Origin of the sequence: Antarctobacter sp. (genome assembly GCF_048262615.1) — a bacterium.
In the GTDB taxonomy this organism is placed as follows: domain Bacteria; phylum Pseudomonadota; class Alphaproteobacteria; order Rhodobacterales; family Rhodobacteraceae; genus Antarctobacter.
The window spans coordinates 219,578-236,318 of the sequence record NZ_JBLXFB010000006.1 but is presented as its reverse complement, the minus strand read 5'-3'; the positions used below and the strand labels follow the sequence as shown (position 1 = coordinate 236,318).

Here is a 16,741-nt window from a genome sequence, read left to right as displayed (position 1 = left end):
CCCCGCCCCCAAGGCGGCATGTCAGGACATGGCACCCTAAAAAGGCGGAACGCGCGGCGGTGGGACAGACAACAGGCGACTCGACAGACTGGACTTCCGTCCTGATCCGCATTCGCGATGACCGCGATGAGGCCGCATTTGTCGAATTGTTCCGCCATTTCGCCCCTCGGCTGAAGGCGTTCCTGATGCGCTCGGGCGGCGATCCGGCACTGGCAGAGGAATGCGCCCAAGAGGTCATGGCGACAGTCTGGCAAAAGGCGGCGCAGTTCGATCCGTCACGCGCGTCCGTGGCGACGTGGATCTTTACCATCGCGCGCAATCGCCGGATCGACGCCCTGCGCCGACAAAAGCGACCGGACCCTGAGGATCTGCCGTGGGGACCAGAGGCGGAGCCCGATCAGGAAGACCAACTGGGCCTCCAGCAAGACACCGAACACCTGAGCGAGGCGATGGCCGCGCTCCCCGCGAAACAGCGGGAATTGATCGAAAAGGCTTATTTCGGCGACCTGACTCACAGCGAAATCGCCGACCTGACAGGGCTCCCTCTGGGCACGATCAAATCCCGAATTCGGCTGGCGTTGCAGCGCCTGCGCCACGCAATGGACAGAAAGTAATACCGCGATGACCACCATCACCCATCACCTGACCGACGACCTTATCTTTGGGTATTCTGCGGGCACGCTCCCCGAGGCGGTCAATCTGATTATTGCCACACATGTCTCGCTCTGTGACGAGTGCCGCGCCGCGATCGATGCGCAGGATGCCGTCGGCGGGGCCCTGTTGGAAACGGTCGGGGATGCGCCTGTCTCCGATGCTTTCCTGGACGGTGCGCTGGCGTTGATCCGCAGCGATGGATATGCCCCCACGCCGCGCCCGATTGCTGTCGTGCAGGACCCGGTCGCACCCGCGCCGCTGCGGGATTACATCGGCGGCTCGCTGGAGGATGTGAAATGGCGTCCCGTCGGCATGGGGGTCAAACAGGCGATTCTGAACACGTCGCGTGAGGCCACCGCCCGCCTGCTGTACATTCCCGCAGGCACCGCCATGCCCGATCACGGCCACCGCGGGCTGGAACTGACACTGGTCCTGAAAGGTGCATTTCAGGACGACGAGGGCTATTTTGCGCGTGGCGACATAGAGATCGCCGATGAGGATCTGCACCACACCCCTGTCGCCGATATTTCCGAGGATTGCATCTGCCTTGCCGTGACGGATGCGCCTTTGCGGCTCAAGGGGTTGGCGCGGCTGGCGCAACCGTTCCTGCGGATCTGACGCCGCTACGGGCAACACGCCAAACACGAAAGGGCGGGGAAATTTCCCCGCCCTTCTTTTAAGGTCCGACTGCCTCAGTGCTTGCGCTTTTTCGGCGGCATCAGGTCGGTGATCGTGCCCTCGAACATCTCGGCGGCAAAGTTCACCGTCTCCGACAGCGTCGGGTGCGGGTGGATCGTATGGCCAAGGTCGACCGCGTCTGCCCCCATCTCGATCGCCAGAGCGGCCTCCGAAATCAGATCGCCCGCGTTGGTGCCCACGATACAGGCACCGATGATGCGGTCATCCTCGGGATCGAACAGCAGCTTGGTGATGCCTTCGCTGCGCCCGTTCGACAGCGACTTGCCCGAGGCGGCCCAGGGGAAGACACCTTTTTCGTATTTGATGCCTTTCGCTTTGGCGTCGTTTTCCGTCACGCCGCACCAGGCCACTTCGGGATCGGTGTAGGCCACAGACGGGATCAGGTTGGCGTCAAAGAACCGTTTGTGTCCGGCGCAGACCTCTGCCGCCACCTTGCCCTCATGCACCGCCTTGTGCGCCAGCATCGGCTGGCCCACCACGTCGCCGATGGCGAAGATATGCGGCACGCCCGTGCGCTGCTGTTTATCGACCGCGATGAACCCGCGATCATCCACAGCCACGCCAGCCTTGTCGGCATCGATCAGCTTGCCGTTGGGCTTGCGGCCCACGGCGACCAGCACCTTGTCGAAGGTATCGCTGAACTGCTCGCCCTTGTCGTCTTCAAAGGTCACTTTCAGCCCCTCGTCCAACGCCTCGACCGCTGTCACCTTGGTCTTGAGGAAGATGTTCTCATACCGGCCCTTGATGCGGGTCATCAGCGGCTTGACGATGTCCTTGTCCGCGCCCGGAATGATCTGGTCCATCAGTTCGACAACCGTGATCTTCGATCCCAGCGCGTCGTAGACACAGGCCATTTCCAGACCGATGATGCCACCGCCCAGAACCAGCATCCGTCCGGGGATGTCCGCCAGTTCCAGAGCGCCGGTGCTGTCGATCACCCGCGGGTCGTCATGCGGGATGAAGGGCAGCGCCACCGGTTCCGACCCGGCGGCGATGATGCATTGGTCAAAGGACACGGTGGTCACGCCATCGTCGCCCTGAACCTCGATCATGTTCGGGCCGGAGAATTTGCCGTAACCGCGCACCACCTGCACCTTGCGGCCCTTGGACAACCCGTCCAGACCGCCGGTCAGCTTGCCGACAACGCTGTCCTTGAAGGCACGCAACTCATCCAGATTGATCTCAGGCTTGGCAAAGCTGATGCCATGCGCGCCCATCTCTTCGGCCTCGGTGATGACCTTGGCCACGTGCAGCAGCGCCTTGGACGGGATACAGCCGACGTTCAGGCAAACACCGCCCAGCCGGTCGAATTTCTCGATCAGGACCGTCTTCTTGCCCAGATCGGCGGCGCGGAACGCCGCCGTGTAGCCGCCGGGGCCGGAGCCCAGAACCACCACCTCGGCGTGTACATCGCCGGGGCCAGAGGCGGTTCCGGTGGCGGCAACCTGCTTGGGGGCCTCGGCGGCAGGCGCTTCTGCCTTGGGGGCCTCATCCTTGGCGTCCGCGCCTTCCAGCACAAGGATCACCGACCCTTCGCCGACGCGGTCGCCTTCCTTGACCTTGATTTCCACCACCTTGCCCGCTGCGGGAGAGGGCACTTCCATCGTGGCCTTGTCGCTTTCCAGTTCGATCAGCGGGTCTTCTTCGCTGACGGTGTCGCCCACGCTGACCAGTACGGCAACGACGGGCACATCGGCGAAATCACCGATATCGGGTACTTTGACGTCCATTATTCTGCCCTCACCACATCAACTTGCGCATGTCGCTAAGCAGCGTCTTGAGCGTCACGGTGAACCGTGCGGCCAAGGCACCGTCGACGGCACGGTGATCATAAGACAGCGACAGCGGCTGCATCAGGCGCGGAACGAATTCCTCACCGTTCCAGACCGGGGCCATCTTGGACCGGGTCAGGCCCAGAATGGCCACCTCTGGCGCGTTCACGATGGGCGTGAACGAGGTGCCGCCGATCCCGCCCAGCGACGAGATGGTAAAGGTGGCACCCTGCATGTCCTTGGATTTGAGGTTGCCCTCACGCGCCGCCTTGGACAGGTCCATCAGCTCTTTCGAGATGTCGACCAGACCCTTGCGATCCGCATCCTTGATCACCGGAACCATCAGGCCGTTGGGCGTATCCGCCGCAAAGCCGATGTTGTAGAAATCCTTCTTGATCAGCTTGTCGCCGTCAGGATGGATCGACGAGTTGAATTCCCAATGGGTTTTCAACGCAGAAACCGACGCCTTGATCACAAAGGACAGCAGCGTGACGCGATAGCCGTTTTCCTTGGCGTGGGTGTCCATCTCCTTGCGGTACTTGTCCAGATCGGTGATGTCGGCCTCATCGTTGTGGGTGACATGCGGGATGTTCAGCCACGACCGATGCAGCGCCGGGCCAGAGATCTTTTTGATGCGGGGCATCTCGATCTCTTCGATGGGTCCGAACTTGGAGAAGTCGACCGCCGGGATCGGCGGAATACCCATGCCGCCGGACACAGCACCACCACCGGCGGCTGCCGCCGGAACGGTCAGCGCCTTCAGCGCCTTTTCAACGTCCTCGCGCAGGATACGGCCCTTGCGGCCCGACCCGTTGACCTTGTTCAGATCGACCTCGACCCGGCGCGCATAGGCGCGCACGGACGGCGAGGCGTGGACCTTCGAGAACCCGGCATCCGTCACCGGAGCAGGTGCAGGCGCGGCAGCAGCAGGGGCCGCAGCCGGGGCGGCGGCTGCGGGGGCCTCTGCCTTGAGCTCTTCCTTGGCCGCCGGGGCGTCTGACGCCTCGACGATCAGGATCACCGATCCCTCAGAGACCTTGTCGCCTTCGGCAACCTTGATCTCTTTCACGACACCCGCCGCCGAAGACGGCACCTCCATCGTGGCCTTGTCGGATTCCAGTTCGACAATCGGGTCTTCCAGCGCAATCGTATCGCCCACAGCCACCAGAATGGTCACCACCGGCACTGCGTCGAAATCGCCGATATCCGGCACTTTAACTTCTACGGTCATTCGTCAATTCTCCTCGTGCCGCGCGTCAAACCAGACGCGGGTTCGGCTTGCCGCCGTCAATGTCGTATTTCTTCAGAGCCGCCTCGAGATCCTTTTCGGACACAGCCCCCTCGCGGTACAGATCGACCATGGCCGCTGCCGCGATGTGGTTGGCGTCCACCTCAAAGAACCGCCGCAGGTTCACCCGGCTGTCCGAGCGGCCAAAGCCGTCGGTGCCCAGAACCGTGAACCGGTTGGAAACCGCCCCCCGGATCTGTTCGGCGTAGTTCTTCATATAGTCGGTGGCGACGATGATAGGCCCCTGCGCACTGGTCAGCGTTTGGGTCGCATAGGGCACGCGCTCTTCTGCGAAGGGGTTCAGGCGGTTGTGACGCTCACAGTCCTGATAGTCGCGGGCCAGTTCGTTGAACGAGGTCGCCGACCAGATGTCAGAGGTGACGCCAAAGTCGTCCTCCAGCATCTGCGCCGCCTTGATCGCCTGCACGAGGATCGTGCCAGAGCCCATCAGGTTGACGTGCTTTTTCGCCGGCTTTGCCGTCTTCTTGAAGCGGTACAGCCCCTTGATGATGCCCTCTTCAGAGCCCATCGGCATATCCGGGTGCTGATAATTCTCGTTCATCAGCGTCAGGTAGAAATAGACGTCTTCCTGATCCACGAACATCCGCTGCAACCCGTTCTGCACGATCACCGCAACCTCATAGCTGAAGGTCGGGTCGTAGCTGATGCAGTTGGGGATGGTCCCGGCAAGGATATGGCTGTGGCCGTCCTCGTGTTGCAGGCCCTCGCCGTTCAGCGTGGTCCGCCCGGCGGTCCCGCCCAGCATAAATCCACGCGCACGTGAATCGCCCGCCGCCCATGCCAGATCGCCGATCCGCTGGAACCCGAACATCGAGTAATAGATGTAGAACGGGATCATCGGCACGCCGTGGTTGGAATAGGCGGTCGCCGCCGCGATCCAGTCGGCCATTGCCCCGGCTTCGTTGATGCCTTCCTGAAGCACCTGACCGCTTTCCGATTCCTTGTAATAGGACATCTGTTCACGGTCTTCGGGCGTGTAAAGCTGCCCCTTCGGGTTATAGATGCCCACCGAACGGAACAGGCCTTCCATGCCGAAGGTGCGGCTTTCGTCCGGCACGATCGGCACCACCTGCTTGCCGACCTTCTTGTCCCGCAACAGCGTGGTCAGGATGCGGACAAAGGCCATCGTGGTGGAAATCTCGCGGTCGCCGGTCGATTCCAGCTGGCCCTTGAAGGCCTCGAGCCCCGGAATTTCCAGCTTGGGCGATTCCGTTTCTCGTTTGGGGAACGATCCGCCCAACTCTTTGCGCCGTTCCGCCAGATAGGCCTTTTGCGCGTTGTTCAGGGACACAAAGGGGATGTCCTTGTCCAGCTCTTCGTCCGTCACCGGGATCTTGAACCGGTCGCGCATCGCCTTGAGCTGATCCAGCTGCATCTTCTTTTGCTGGTGGGTGGTGTTCTGGCCTTCGCCAGCGGTGCCCATGCCATAGCCTTTGACCGTCTTGACCAGCAGCAGGGTCGGCTGGCCTTCGGCCTCGGTCGCGCGTTTGAACGCGTTGTAGACCTTTTTCGGGTCGTGACCGCCACGGCGCAGCGCCCAGATCTGATCATCGGTCCAGTCGGCCACCAGCGCGGCGGTTTCCGGGTATTTGCCAAAGAAATGCTTGCGGATATAGGCGCCGTCCTTGGACTTGAACGTCTGATAGTCACCGTCGATGGTTTCATCCATCAACTGCCGCAACTTGCCGCTGGTGTCCTGCTCCAGCAGGTCGTCCCAGCCCTTGCCCCAAAGCAGCTTGATCACATCCCAGCCAGAGCCGCGGAAGTTGCCCTCAAGCTCTTGCACGATCTTGGAGTTGCCGCGCACCGGCCCGTCAAGACGTTGCAGGTTGCAGTTGACGACAAAGATCAGGTTATCCAGCCCCTCACGCGCCGCCAGATGGATCGCGCCCAGCGATTCCGGTTCGTCCATCTCGCCGTCGCCAAGGAAGGCCCAGACCTTGCGGTCCTGCTTTTCGATCAGGCCCCGGTTTTCGAGGTATTTCATGAACCGCGCCTGGTAGATCGCCATCAGCGGGCCAAGACCCATGCTGACGGTCGGGAACTGCCAGTAGTCGGGCATCAGCCAAGGGTGCGGATAGGAGGACAGCCCGCCGCCCGCGACCTCTGAGCGGAAGTTCTTCAGCTCTTCGACGCTGATCCGGCCCTCCATGAAGGAACGGGCATAGATACCGGGGATCACGTGACCCTGAAAGAACACCAGATCGCCGCCGTGGATCGCGGATTTGGCGCGCCAGAAGTGGTTCAGACCAATGTCATACAGCGCAGCAGAAGAGGCAAACGACGCGATGTGGCCGCCGTATTCGCTCGATTCCTTGTTGCGCTTGACCACGGTCGCCATGGCGTTCCAGCGGTTGATGGTGCGGATGCGCCATTCCATCTCTGTGTCGCCGGGAATATCGACCTCGTCGTCCGGCGAAATCGTGTTCTGATAAGGGGTGGTCGCCGAGAAGGGCAGTTTTGCCCCCGCCGCCCGTGCCCGCTGTACCGCCTTGTCGAGCAGATAATGCGCGCGGTCGGCACCGTCGCGCTCGATCACATCCTCGATCGCGTCCTGCCATTCCTGGCTTTCGACGGGATCGACGTCCTGTGGAGTGTCTTTCATATGCCCTCTTCCCTTTCTTGCGCTCAGCGTGACGCAACTTGGTTTAGCCTTGAACTACTTTTCCGGAGAAGGCTGCGAGAACGGCATTTCACCATCTCTCTCGACTCCTCCCAAAGTTGACATGGTGCTTAACAGCCCGCTGGCGTTAGCGGCAGGCGCGCCAATGCATAGCCTCCATGCGCGAGGCGCATGGCACATGTTTAGCCTTAAACAATCAGGCATTCGCATTCTAACACTTCCTCCCGCCCCGGAACGGGGCAGTGTCGGTGCACGGTGACAGTTGCGGCGTCTTGTGTCCGCATTCCTTGTGCCGTGCTTTCCGGCGATTCTCATTTCAGTATAACGCGTTAATCGGGCATCGGTTCAACCGGTTCCTTGGCCGGTGACCGGAATAATTATAGCGCTAACATCTCGCCAGTCCGCGCCCCCCATTGTCAGCGGCCGCAACGGCTCGCTGACAATGCGAAAATCCTACTCCGCAGGATCGGTCAGGCGCAGACCCGGCACAACGGCGGGCTCTTCCAGTTCCTCGAAATCGAACTGGTCCAACCGGCGCGCCCGCTTGCCCGCCTTGTCGGCGCTGATCTTGATATCCTCGATGTCGCGCGCCGCCTGACCAAAATGCCGGTCGAGGTTGCCCACCCGAGAGGACAGCCGCTCGACATCACCATACAGCGCCGCCAACTCTTTGCGGATCGCGCCGGCCTGCTCTTTCATCCGCGCATCCTTGAGCACGGCGCGCATCGTGTTCAGCGTCGCCATGCAAGTTGTGGGAGACACGATCCAGACCCGCGCATCGAACCCCTCACGGACCACGTCTGGGAAATTGCCGTGCAGCTCTGCATAGACCGCCTCCGAGGGCAGGAACATCAGCGCCCCGTCGGCGGTTTCGCCCTCAAGAATATAACGCGAGGCGATATCGCGGATGTGCTTGCGCACCGACAGGCGGAACGCCTGCGCCGCGCGCGCCCGCAGGTCCTTGCCCTCGGCCCGCGCCAGCGCCTCATAGCCTTCCAGCGGAAACTTGGCGTCCACCACGATTGGTCCCGGCGGGTTGGGCAGATGGATCAGACAGTCCGCCCGCCTGCCGTTCGTCAGCGTCGCCTGCAAGGTATAACCATCTGGGGGCAGCGCCTTGGCCACGATCTCGCGCAGCTGGATCTCACCAAACGCGCCGCGTGTCTGTTTGTTCGACAGAATATCCTGCAAGGACAACACGTCGCCCGACAGCTTGGTGATATTGGCCTGCGCCTTGTCGATGGACTGAAGCCGTTCGCGCAACTCGCCCAGACTGTGCGCGGTGCGCCGGGCAGAGCCGTGCAAGGACTCGCCCATCCGTTCCTGCACCTCGGCCAGACGCCGTTCCATCATCTCCAGCATCGCGGTCTGACTGCCCACCTGCGCCTCTGACACGTGATGCAACCCGCCCGCCAGCCGCTCTTGCCCGTCTGACAGGTTTTGTACGCGGGCGGACAGGTGACTGACATGTTGCAGGACCGGCTCGGACAGTCGCGCGGCCCGACGCGCACCGCGCGCGGCCTGCCAGAGCAGCAGCAGAACCAGCGCAGAAAAGCCCAGAACCGCCAGCACAACCGGATCATCCAACCTGTAGGAGGCGTCGCCGATCTGGATCATGTGCGCCCGAACAGCCTTTCGATATCCGACAGCTTGAGTTCCACATAGGTGGGTCGCCCGTGGTTGCACTGGCCGGAATGCGGCGTCGCCTCCATCTCGCGCAGGAGCGCGTTCATCTCTTCGGCGCGCATCACCCGGCCCGACCGGATCGACCCGTGGCAGGCCATGCGTGACAGGATCGCCTCGATCCGTTCCTGCAACAGCCCGCTGTCGCCAAGGTCAGACAGTTCATCAAGGATGTCGCGGATCAGCGCCACGGCGTTGACCTCTCCCAGAATGGCCGGGGTTTCGCGCACCGCAATGGCTCCCGCGCCAAAGGGTTCGATCCGCAGGCCCATCCGGTCCAGATCCTCGGCCCGCGCCAGCAGGCGTGCCGCATCGTCTGGCGACAGGTCCACCACCTCGGGGATCAGCAAGCCCTGCGCGGGGACGCCGTTTTCCGCCATCTGGTGTTTCAGCTTTTCATAGACCAGCCGCTCATGCGCGGCGTGCTGGTCGACGATGACGATGCCATCCTCTGTCTGGGCGAAGATATAGTTCTCATGCACTTGCCCGCGCGCCGCCCCAAGCGGCAGAGAAACCGCGCCCCGGACGTGATCCGGGGCCTCGCCCGGCGCGGCAACCGGGTCCGGTTCGACAACCCGGCCCGAGTAACTGCTGGAGAAATCGCCAAACCCCGGAGCCTGCGACGCATAAGACGACTGCCGCGCCCCCGGCGAGGGCCGGTCCATCTGATAGACGCGCGGCGCGGCGGGTTGTTCGGCCCGGAACGCCCCCAAGGTCGCCCCGGCCACGGTGGTCGAGGCGCGGTGCCCGGCCTCTGCCAACGCATGCCGCAGGCCCGACACGATCAGGCCGCGCACCACGCCCGGTTCGCGAAAGCGGACCTCGGATTTTGCCGGGTGTACGTTGACGTCCACCCGGTGCGGATCGACGTCGACAAACAGCGCCACCGCCGGATGCCGGTCGCGCGACAGGAAATCCTGATAGGCCCCGCGCAGCGCGCCGATCAGCATTTTGTCCCGCACAGGACGTCCGTTCACAAACAGGAACTGTGCCACGGCAGAACCGCGCGAATAGGTTGGCAAGGCGGCGTAGCCGGTCAGCCGCACCTCTTCGCGTTCCGCGTCCACAGCAATCGCGTTCTCGACAAACTCGGCGCCCATGATCCGCGACAGCCGTCCGCGCAGCGCATCGAACAGATCGCCGGTTTCAGGCTCAACCCGAAAGGTCACGCGCTCTTGCCCGCCGGTCACGTCGCGCAGGGTGAACCCGACAGAGGGTTCCGCCATGGCCAGCCGCTTGATCGTGTCCGAAATGGCCATCGTCTCGGCCCGATCCGACCGCAGGAATTTCAACCGCGCGGGCGTGGCGTAGAACAGATCGCGCAGCGTGACGACCGTACCGGCGTTCAGCGCGCAGGGTTTGACGCCCCCGGTTGCCCCGCCTGACACAGTGATCTCTGCCGCTGCCGCGCCCCCCGCGCGGCTTTGCACCGTCAATCGTCCCACGGCCCCCAGCGAGGGCAGCGCCTCCCCCCGGAAACCGAAGGAATGGATATTGAGCAGATCGCTGCCGTCAATCTTTGACGTGGCATGACGCGCCAACGCCAGCGGCAGATCCTCGGGCGACATGCCACAGCCATCGTCCGCCACGCGGATCAACGTCTTGCCGCCGTCGGCGATATCGATCTTGACCCGACGCGCGCCGGCGTCGATGGCGTTCTCGACCAGTTCCTTTACCGCCGACGCAGGCCGTTCCACCACCTCGCCAGCGGCGATGCGGTTGATGGCGGCCTCGTCAAGCTGTTGGATGATCGGGCGGATATTGCGGTCTACTGTGTTCACGCCACAAGACTTAGCAGGCTTTCCCCGATTCTGAAAAGGCCCAGACGCGCCCGAAGCGACCGGGGTGGCGCGACGTTCACGAACTACGACGAAAGTATCGTAATAATTGAACGTGAGGCCTCTATGAAGCGAAAGATTGTTGCGTTAATAATTAGATGCGACAAATACAAGGAAGCGAACATGCTGGTGCCACTGATCACTTTCGAGACAATCTCGGCCATATACGGTGATGCGTTTGCCAAAACTTGGTTCCGTCCTGTCTCGGCAGTCAAAAAGACTGTTTGATACGCTCCTGCCCCGGCGACACGCCGGGGCAAGGCCCACAGCCTCCCCCTCTCCTCGCAGAAATGATCCCCCCACCAGCCGCCCCTCCGGGCGGCTGTTTGCTGTTGTGCTCTGCGGTTCTTGCGCCCCGAAGGCGGCCGGGCATGGCAAGCCGGTACCGGAAATTTCGGAACCGAGCCTGCTTGTGTGGCGTTAATATTCCATTATCTGAATGACAGCGCCCGCACGATCCCCCGCACGACCCAAGGAGACATCAGGATGTTCAACCGATACAGCCCCTCGTCCGGCCCGAACTCTCCGAATGTCACCGGCTTCTACGATCCCGCCAGCGGGTCCATCATGTATGTCGTCGCTGATCCCGAAACCCAAAAAGCGGCGCTGATCGATACCGTTCTGGACTTTGACCCGCCGCACGCCCGTATCCGCACCGACAGCGCGCGCGAGGTGTTGGACTACGTCCGTGACACCGGGCTGGAGGTGTCCTGGGTGCTCGACACCCACCCCCACGCCGATCACTTCATGGCCTCCGCATGGCTCAGGCAAGAGACCGGCGCGCCCAACGCGATCGGCGAACACGTGCGCGATATCGCCAAACTGTGGCGTGAGATTTACAACCTGCCCGACGCCTTTGACGTCGACCGCGATTTCGACCGGCTGTTCGCCGATGGCGACACCTTTCAACTGGGCAACCTCATTGTCCGCGTGATGCTGACACCCGGCCATACGCTGGGGTCGATCACCTATGTCATCGGAGACGCGGCCTTTGTGCATGACACATTTATGCACGTCGATTCCGGCACCGCCCGCGCGGATTTCCCCGGCGGGTCATCCGCCGACCTCTACGAATCGCTTATGGCAATCCTTGCGCTGCCGGACGACACGCGCCTGTTTGTCGGCCATGACTATCCCCCCGTCGGCAACCGCAAGGACCCCGCATGGGAAGCCACCGTCGCAGACCACCGCGCCAACAACACACATGTCGGCGGCGGCACGACAGAGGCCGATTATCGCAAGCTGCGCGACGACCGCGACGCGACGCTGAAACTGCCCGACCGGATGCTGTACGCGCTGCAATTCAACCTGCGCGGCGGGCGGCTGCCCCCCGCCGAACAGGATGGGCACCACTACTACAAGATCCCCGCAAACAAATTCTGAGGAACAACACACATGAAAACCGAAACCGTGGGCGACGCCACGTTTGAGACATGGACCGTAGACGAGGTCGCCAAAGGCATCGCCGACACATCCATCGTTGTGATCGACGTGCGCACGCCGCAGGAATACATGTTCGAACACATCGAGGGCGCGTTCCTGATGCCGCTCGCCTTCTTCAAGGCGGACGCCCTGCCCGGCCAGACCGACAAGCGGATCGTCTTTCACTGCGGGTCCGGCATGCGCTCGGAAAAGGTGTCGCGCATGGCCATCGATGCGGGCGTCAAGCAGATTGCCCATATGGAGGGCGGGTTCGGCGCGTGGAAAGCCGCGCAAAAGCCCTATGTCGGCACCAACATGGCCACTGGCGCACCGCAGCGCGTGGGCCGTTGATCCGCAGCGCGCCGCCCATCCACGGGCGGCGCATATCCAATGTGACCTGCGTCAATGCGCAGACTCGCGTGTTGTGCGCAGGCTTATTCCGGAGTTCAGACAGGAGCCTGCCATGATCAACGTGCAACCCACCGGTCGCGAAGGCCTCTACGAGGTCCGCCTTTCCGGCGTCGTGACCGACATCGACTATGAACAGATGCTCATGCCCGCGCTTGAGCAGGCCATTGAAGACCATGACCGTATCCGCGTGCTGGTCATTTTCGACGCGGATTTCGAGGATTTCACACTGGGGGCCTTGCTGGACGACGCGCGCATGGGCCTGCGCCACTGGCGGGGATTTGACCGGCTGGCCGTGGTCACCGAAAAGCCTTGGATTCGTCGGTCCGTTCTAGGCCTTGGCGTGTTCCTGCCCTGCCCCGTGCGGGTCTTTCCGCTGGAAGAGGCCGATGACGCGCGCCGCTGGCTGTCGGAATCGCTGGGCGCGATCCACCAGACCGATCTGGGCGACGGGGTGCTGCACCTGCAACTGCGCGGGCAGATCGACAGTTCGATCTATGCCGAGGAAACCGAGGATCTGAACGCGTTCATCCGCGCCAACGACCGCTTTCGCCTGCTGATTGATGCGCGGGATTTCGACGGCTGGCAGGGCATGGCCGCGCTGTTTGAACACCTCAAGGTGGTGCGCGATCACTATCGCCAGATCGACCGCGCCGCCATCATCGGCAACTCTGGCTGGCAAAAGCTGGCGGAAAAGGTGCTTGGCCGCCTGAGCGGGGCCAAGACCAAGTTTTTCGAGGCCGACTCCTTTGAGCAGGCAAAGGTCTGGATCAAGTCCTGACGATCACGCGGGGGCGGCCTGCATCAGGCCGTCCTTCTGCAACCGCTCCAGCGCCTCATCAAGGCTGAGCCGAGCGCGCGTCACCAGCGTGTCGATCTCATCCTTGGAGATCACCAGCGGCGGAGAAATCACCATCCGGTCGCCGACGTGGCGCATGATCAGGTTGTTCGCAAAACAACGCTCACGGCAGATGAAGCCAGCGGTCCCACCTTCGGCAAAGGCGGCGCGCGTCGCCTTGTCCGGGGTCAGCGCAAGGCTGCCCATCATGCCGACGATCTTGACCTCCCCCACCAGCGGATGATCGGCAAGGCTTTCGAACCGCTCTTTCAGGTAAGGCGCAGTTTCAGTCCGCACGCGGTCAACGATGCCCTCTTCTTCGAGGATGCGCAGGTTTTCCAACGCCACAGCGCAGGCGACCGGGTGGCCGGAATAGGTGTAGCCGTGGTTGAATTCGGTGTTGCCGATCACGCTGGCGACCTCATCCGACACAATCGACGCGCCGATGGGCTGATAGCCGGACGACAGGCCCTTCGCCACGGTCATGATGTCGGGTGTGATGCCGAATGTCTGACTGCCAAACCAGTTGCCGGTGCGGCCAAAGCCACAGATCACCTCATCCGCAATCAGCAGGATGCCGTATTTGTCGACGATTCGCTGAATCTCGGGCCAATAGGTTTCGGGCGGGATGATCACGCCACCGGCCCCCTGAACGGGTTCCGCGATAAAGGCGGCGACCTTTTCCGGGCCAATCTCAAGGATCGCGGTTTCCAGCGCCTGCGCGCGTTCAAGGCCAAAGGCCTCGGGCGTGCTGTAACCGCCTTCGGCCCACCAATTCGGTTGATCGATGTGGTGGATGCCGGGGATCGGCATGCCGCCCTGCGCGTGCATGCCCTTCATCCCGCCAAGCGACCCAGAGCCAACAGACGACCCGTGATAAGCGTTCCAGCGCGAGATGATGACCTGCCGCTCTGGCTGGCCTTTTTCTTCCCAATAGGTGCGGACAAGGCGCAGGTTGGTGTCGTTCGCCTCGGACCCGGAGGACGCATAGAAGACGTGGTTCAGATCGCCGGGTGCAAGTTCCGCCAGTTTCGCGGCAAGGTTCAGCGCGGGCACGTGGCTGGTTTGGAAAAACGTGTTGTAGAACGGCAGGTCCAGCATCTGGCGATGCGCGGCGTCGGCCAGTTCGGTGCGACCGTAGCCAACGTTCACACACCAAAGGCCCGCCATGCCGTCCAGAATGCGGTTGCCGTCGCTGTCGGTCAGCCAGCAGCCATCTGCGCGGGTGATGATCCGCGCGCCTTTCTTGGACAATGCGGCACCATGCGTGAAGGGATGCATGTGGTGCGCGGCATCTAGCGCTTGCAGTTCGGCGGTGGGCGAATTGGGGGTCAGGATGGTCATGCGGGCACTCCGGAATTGGTGAGCCGCAGAATATGATCAAATTATGGGAAGTCAATCGAATCAGGCCCTGCAAGCCCCGTCTTGCAGGGCCGGTGGCCAAGGTGGCGTTCCGCAGGAACGGCAACCGGCCACACCCATCCATTCTGGACGCAACACCCGACCCGAAAGGCCCGCATCGCAGGGCCCTTGGCCAAGGTGTCGCCCCGAAGAACCGGCAGCCGGATCAACGCCCCGACAGTCTCACAGACTGCTCAGGACCACTTCCATCCCCTGCACCAGATCCTCTTCGATGGCCCGTGCCGCCATCGTGCCATCCCCCGCAGCCAAGGCCCGCAACAAATCCTTGTGACAGTCCGGCAGGTGCCGCGTCCCGACCTGCCCGCAGACCACCCGCAGCGACGGCCCGAACCGCAGCCATAGCGAATCCGCAAGGGCGGTCATGATCGGGGCCTCGGCCATACCGTTCAGGCAGGCGTGAAAGCTATGGTTTTCACGCAGATACCCCTCAATGTCCCCGCGCGAAATCGCGCGGTCCAGCCGCACATCGATTCCCGCCAGCCGCGCCACATCCTCGGCCCCGGCGCGTTCCGCCGCCCGCATCGCAAGCCGTGGCTCCAGTGCCAGCCGCACCTCGGTCAACTCTTCGACAAGCGCTGCCGTCAGGACCGGCACCTGAATGCGGCGGTTGCCCAGCGCCTGCAACGCCCCCTCTGCGGTCAGCCGCCGGATCGCCTCACGTACCGGTGTCATCCCCGCGTTCAAACGCTCAACAAGCCCCTGAATCGTAACAGGTTCTCCCGGCGTCAGCGCCCCGAACAACACCGCGTCCCGCAATGACCGGTAGACCCGCTCATGCGCGGGCAACCCGGCCTGGGGTTTCGCCTCTGCCACATTTTCCGCCATCGCCGCTCCCCAATCCCGCCCCGTCTCAGCCATCCCTTGCGCAGGACACCGGGCCGTGGAACCATCGCGCATGTTGCACGACGGCGCAACTTATGATCAAAAATTGGGGACGGGGCGCACAAAGACCCCCGCCACCAACGGGAGAACGACATGACCAAAACCCTTGTGACCCTGACAGCGTCCCTTGCGCTGGCTGCCGGCATGGCCGCCGCCGAGGAAGTGCGCGTCTACAACTGGTCTGACTACATCGACGAAGCCCTGCTTGAGAAATTCGAGGCGGAAACCGGCATCGACCTCATCTACGACGTGTTCGACAGCAACGAAGTGCTGGAGACCAAGATGCTGGCCGGTGGGTCGGGCTATGACGTGGTTGTCCCCACGGGCACCTTCCTTCAGCGCCAGATTTCGGCGGGCGCGTTTCAGCCGCTGGACAAGTCCAAGCTGCCCAATCTGGCCAACATGTGGGACGTCATCTCAAAGCGGACCGCCGCCTATGATCCCGGCAACGACTATTCGATCAACTACATGTGGGGCACCACCGGCCTTGGCGTGAACGAGGCGAAGGTCAAGGAAATCCTTGGCGACGATGCCCCGGTGACCAGCTGGGACCTGATCTACAAGCCCGAGAACGCCGAAAAGCTGGCCGCCTGCGGTATCCACATGCTGGACGCCCCGACGGAGATGATCCCGGCGGCGCTGAACTATCTGGGCCTTGACCCCGACAGCCACGATCCCGAGGTCATCGCCCGCGCCGAAGAGGTGCTTGGCCCGATCCGTCCGTTCATCCAGAAATTCCACAGCTCGGAATACATCAACGCGCTGGCCAATGGTGACATCTGCGTGGCGGTGGGCTGGTCAGGTGACGTGCTGCAAGCGCGCGACCGCGCCGCCGAGGCCGACAATGGCGTTGTGATCAGCTACTACGCCCCGGACGAAGGTGCGCAGATGTGGTTTGACCAGATGGCGATCCCGGTGGATGCGCCCAACCCTGCCGCGGCCCACACGTTCCTGAACTTCATCATGGATGCGCAGAACATGGCGGCGGCGTCGAACTATGTCTATTACGCCAACGGCAACCTTGCCTCGCAGGAATTCCTTGTCGAGGACGTGATCGACGACAGCGCGATCTACCCGGATGCGGCGGCGATGGACAACACCTTCACCACCACCCCCTATCCGCCCAAGGTGCAGCGCGTCGTGACGCGTCTGTGGACCAAGATCAAATCGGGCACCTGAGCCCACTCCGGA

General features: G+C 62.7%; 13 protein-coding genes. 6 read left to right on the top strand and 7 right to left on the bottom strand.

The window, feature by feature from the left end:
* The first annotated feature begins 59 nt into the window (after positions 1–59).
* Together ACN0S5_RS09350 and ACN0S5_RS09345 are read left to right on the top strand one after the other, a co-directional pair.
* Positions 60–614, top strand: a complete 555-nt coding sequence (locus ACN0S5_RS09350; RefSeq protein ID WP_417207916.1) for a sigma-70 family RNA polymerase sigma factor — start codon at positions 60–62, stop codon at positions 612–614.
* Positions 615–621: 7 nt separating this feature from the next.
* Positions 622–1,272: a ChrR family anti-sigma-E factor gene (locus tag ACN0S5_RS09345; RefSeq protein WP_417207915.1), complete on the top strand. Its 651-nt coding sequence runs from the start codon at positions 622–624 to the stop codon at positions 1,270–1,272.
* 74 nt (positions 1,273–1,346) lie between these two features.
* On the opposite strand, the gene lpdA is transcribed toward ACN0S5_RS09345, so the two are convergent.
* The 5 genes from lpdA to mutL form a co-directional block, all read right to left on the bottom strand.
* Entirely contained in the window at positions 1,347–3,083 is a 1,737-nt protein-coding gene (gene lpdA / locus ACN0S5_RS09340) for a dihydrolipoyl dehydrogenase (RefSeq protein WP_417207914.1), read from the bottom strand.
* Positions 3,084–3,093: 10 nt separating this feature from the next.
* Positions 3,094–4,356, bottom strand: coding sequence for a dihydrolipoyllysine-residue acetyltransferase (aceF, locus tag ACN0S5_RS09335; protein WP_417207913.1), 1,263 nt, complete (start codon positions 4,354–4,356; stop codon positions 3,094–3,096).
* A gap of 25 nt (positions 4,357–4,381) precedes the next feature.
* Positions 4,382–7,039: a pyruvate dehydrogenase (acetyl-transferring), homodimeric type gene (gene aceE, locus ACN0S5_RS09330; protein WP_417207912.1), complete on the bottom strand. Its 2,658-nt coding sequence runs from the start codon at positions 7,037–7,039 to the stop codon at positions 4,382–4,384.
* Between the two features lie 471 nt (positions 7,040–7,510).
* The gene (locus tag ACN0S5_RS09325) at positions 7,511–8,674 is read right to left on the bottom strand and encodes a DNA recombination protein RmuC (RefSeq protein WP_417207911.1); all 1,164 of its coding nucleotides are present in this window, start codon (positions 8,672–8,674) and stop codon (positions 7,511–7,513) included.
* On the bottom strand, positions 8,671–10,521 hold the full coding sequence (gene mutL / locus ACN0S5_RS09320; protein ID WP_417207910.1) for a DNA mismatch repair endonuclease MutL: 1,851 nt from the start codon (positions 10,519–10,521) through the stop codon (positions 8,671–8,673). Before mutL ends, ACN0S5_RS09325 begins: the two co-directional genes overlap by 4 nt.
* A gap of 543 nt (positions 10,522–11,064) precedes the next feature.
* Between mutL and ACN0S5_RS09315 the strand changes: the two genes are divergently transcribed.
* From ACN0S5_RS09315 to ACN0S5_RS09305, 3 genes are all read left to right on the top strand, one after another.
* Positions 11,065–11,961 carry an MBL fold metallo-hydrolase gene (locus ACN0S5_RS09315; protein ID WP_417207909.1) on the top strand — a complete coding sequence of 299 codons (897 nt, stop codon included), beginning with the start codon at positions 11,065–11,067 and terminating at the stop codon, positions 11,959–11,961.
* A 12-nt stretch (positions 11,962–11,973) separates the two neighbouring features.
* A complete protein-coding gene (locus ACN0S5_RS09310; protein ID WP_417207908.1) occupies positions 11,974–12,351 on the top strand; it encodes a rhodanese-like domain-containing protein in 378 nt (125 codons plus the stop codon).
* Positions 12,352–12,463: 112 nt separating this feature from the next.
* Positions 12,464–13,189, top strand: a complete 726-nt coding sequence (locus ACN0S5_RS09305) for an STAS/SEC14 domain-containing protein (protein ID WP_417207907.1) — start codon at positions 12,464–12,466, stop codon at positions 13,187–13,189.
* Between the two features lie 3 nt (positions 13,190–13,192).
* Here ACN0S5_RS09305 and ACN0S5_RS09300 read toward each other — a convergent pair whose 3' ends face one another.
* Both ACN0S5_RS09300 and ACN0S5_RS09295 read right to left on the bottom strand, forming a co-directional pair.
* A complete protein-coding gene (locus tag ACN0S5_RS09300; RefSeq protein WP_417207906.1) occupies positions 13,193–14,590 on the bottom strand; it encodes an aspartate aminotransferase family protein in 1,398 nt (465 codons plus the stop codon).
* A 240-nt stretch (positions 14,591–14,830) separates the two neighbouring features.
* Positions 14,831–15,493: a GntR family transcriptional regulator gene (locus ACN0S5_RS09295; protein ID WP_417207905.1), complete on the bottom strand. Its 663-nt coding sequence runs from the start codon at positions 15,491–15,493 to the stop codon at positions 14,831–14,833.
* A gap of 150 nt (positions 15,494–15,643) precedes the next feature.
* On the opposite strand from ACN0S5_RS09295, the gene ACN0S5_RS09290 reads away from it, so the two are divergent.
* Positions 15,644–16,729: a polyamine ABC transporter substrate-binding protein gene (locus tag ACN0S5_RS09290; RefSeq protein WP_417207904.1), complete on the top strand. Its 1,086-nt coding sequence runs from the start codon at positions 15,644–15,646 to the stop codon at positions 16,727–16,729.
* The last annotated feature ends 12 nt before the right edge of the window (positions 16,730–16,741 follow it).

Coding starts and splice junctions, on each gene's coding strand:
- ACN0S5_RS09345 (WP_417207915.1), top strand. CDS start 622: ATGACCACCATCACCCATCACCTGACCGACGACCTTATCTTTGGGTAT.
- lpdA (WP_417207914.1), bottom strand. CDS start 3,083: ATGGACGTCAAAGTACCCGATATCGGTGATTTCGCCGATGTGCCCGTC.
- aceF (WP_417207913.1), bottom strand. CDS start 4,356: ATGACCGTAGAAGTTAAAGTGCCGGATATCGGCGATTTCGACGCAGTG.
- aceE (WP_417207912.1), bottom strand. CDS start 7,039: ATGAAAGACACTCCACAGGACGTCGATCCCGTCGAAAGCCAGGAATGG.
- ACN0S5_RS09325 (WP_417207911.1), bottom strand. CDS start 8,674: ATGATCCAGATCGGCGACGCCTCCTACAGGTTGGATGATCCGGTTGTG.
- ACN0S5_RS09315 (WP_417207909.1), top strand. CDS start 11,065: ATGTTCAACCGATACAGCCCCTCGTCCGGCCCGAACTCTCCGAATGTC.
- ACN0S5_RS09310 (WP_417207908.1), top strand. CDS start 11,974: ATGAAAACCGAAACCGTGGGCGACGCCACGTTTGAGACATGGACCGTA.
- ACN0S5_RS09305 (WP_417207907.1), top strand. CDS start 12,464: ATGATCAACGTGCAACCCACCGGTCGCGAAGGCCTCTACGAGGTCCGC.
- ACN0S5_RS09300 (WP_417207906.1), bottom strand. CDS start 14,590: ATGACCATCCTGACCCCCAATTCGCCCACCGCCGAACTGCAAGCGCTA.
- ACN0S5_RS09295 (WP_417207905.1), bottom strand. CDS start 15,493: ATGGCGGAAAATGTGGCAGAGGCGAAACCCCAGGCCGGGTTGCCCGCG.
- ACN0S5_RS09290 (WP_417207904.1), top strand. CDS start 15,644: ATGACCAAAACCCTTGTGACCCTGACAGCGTCCCTTGCGCTGGCTGCC.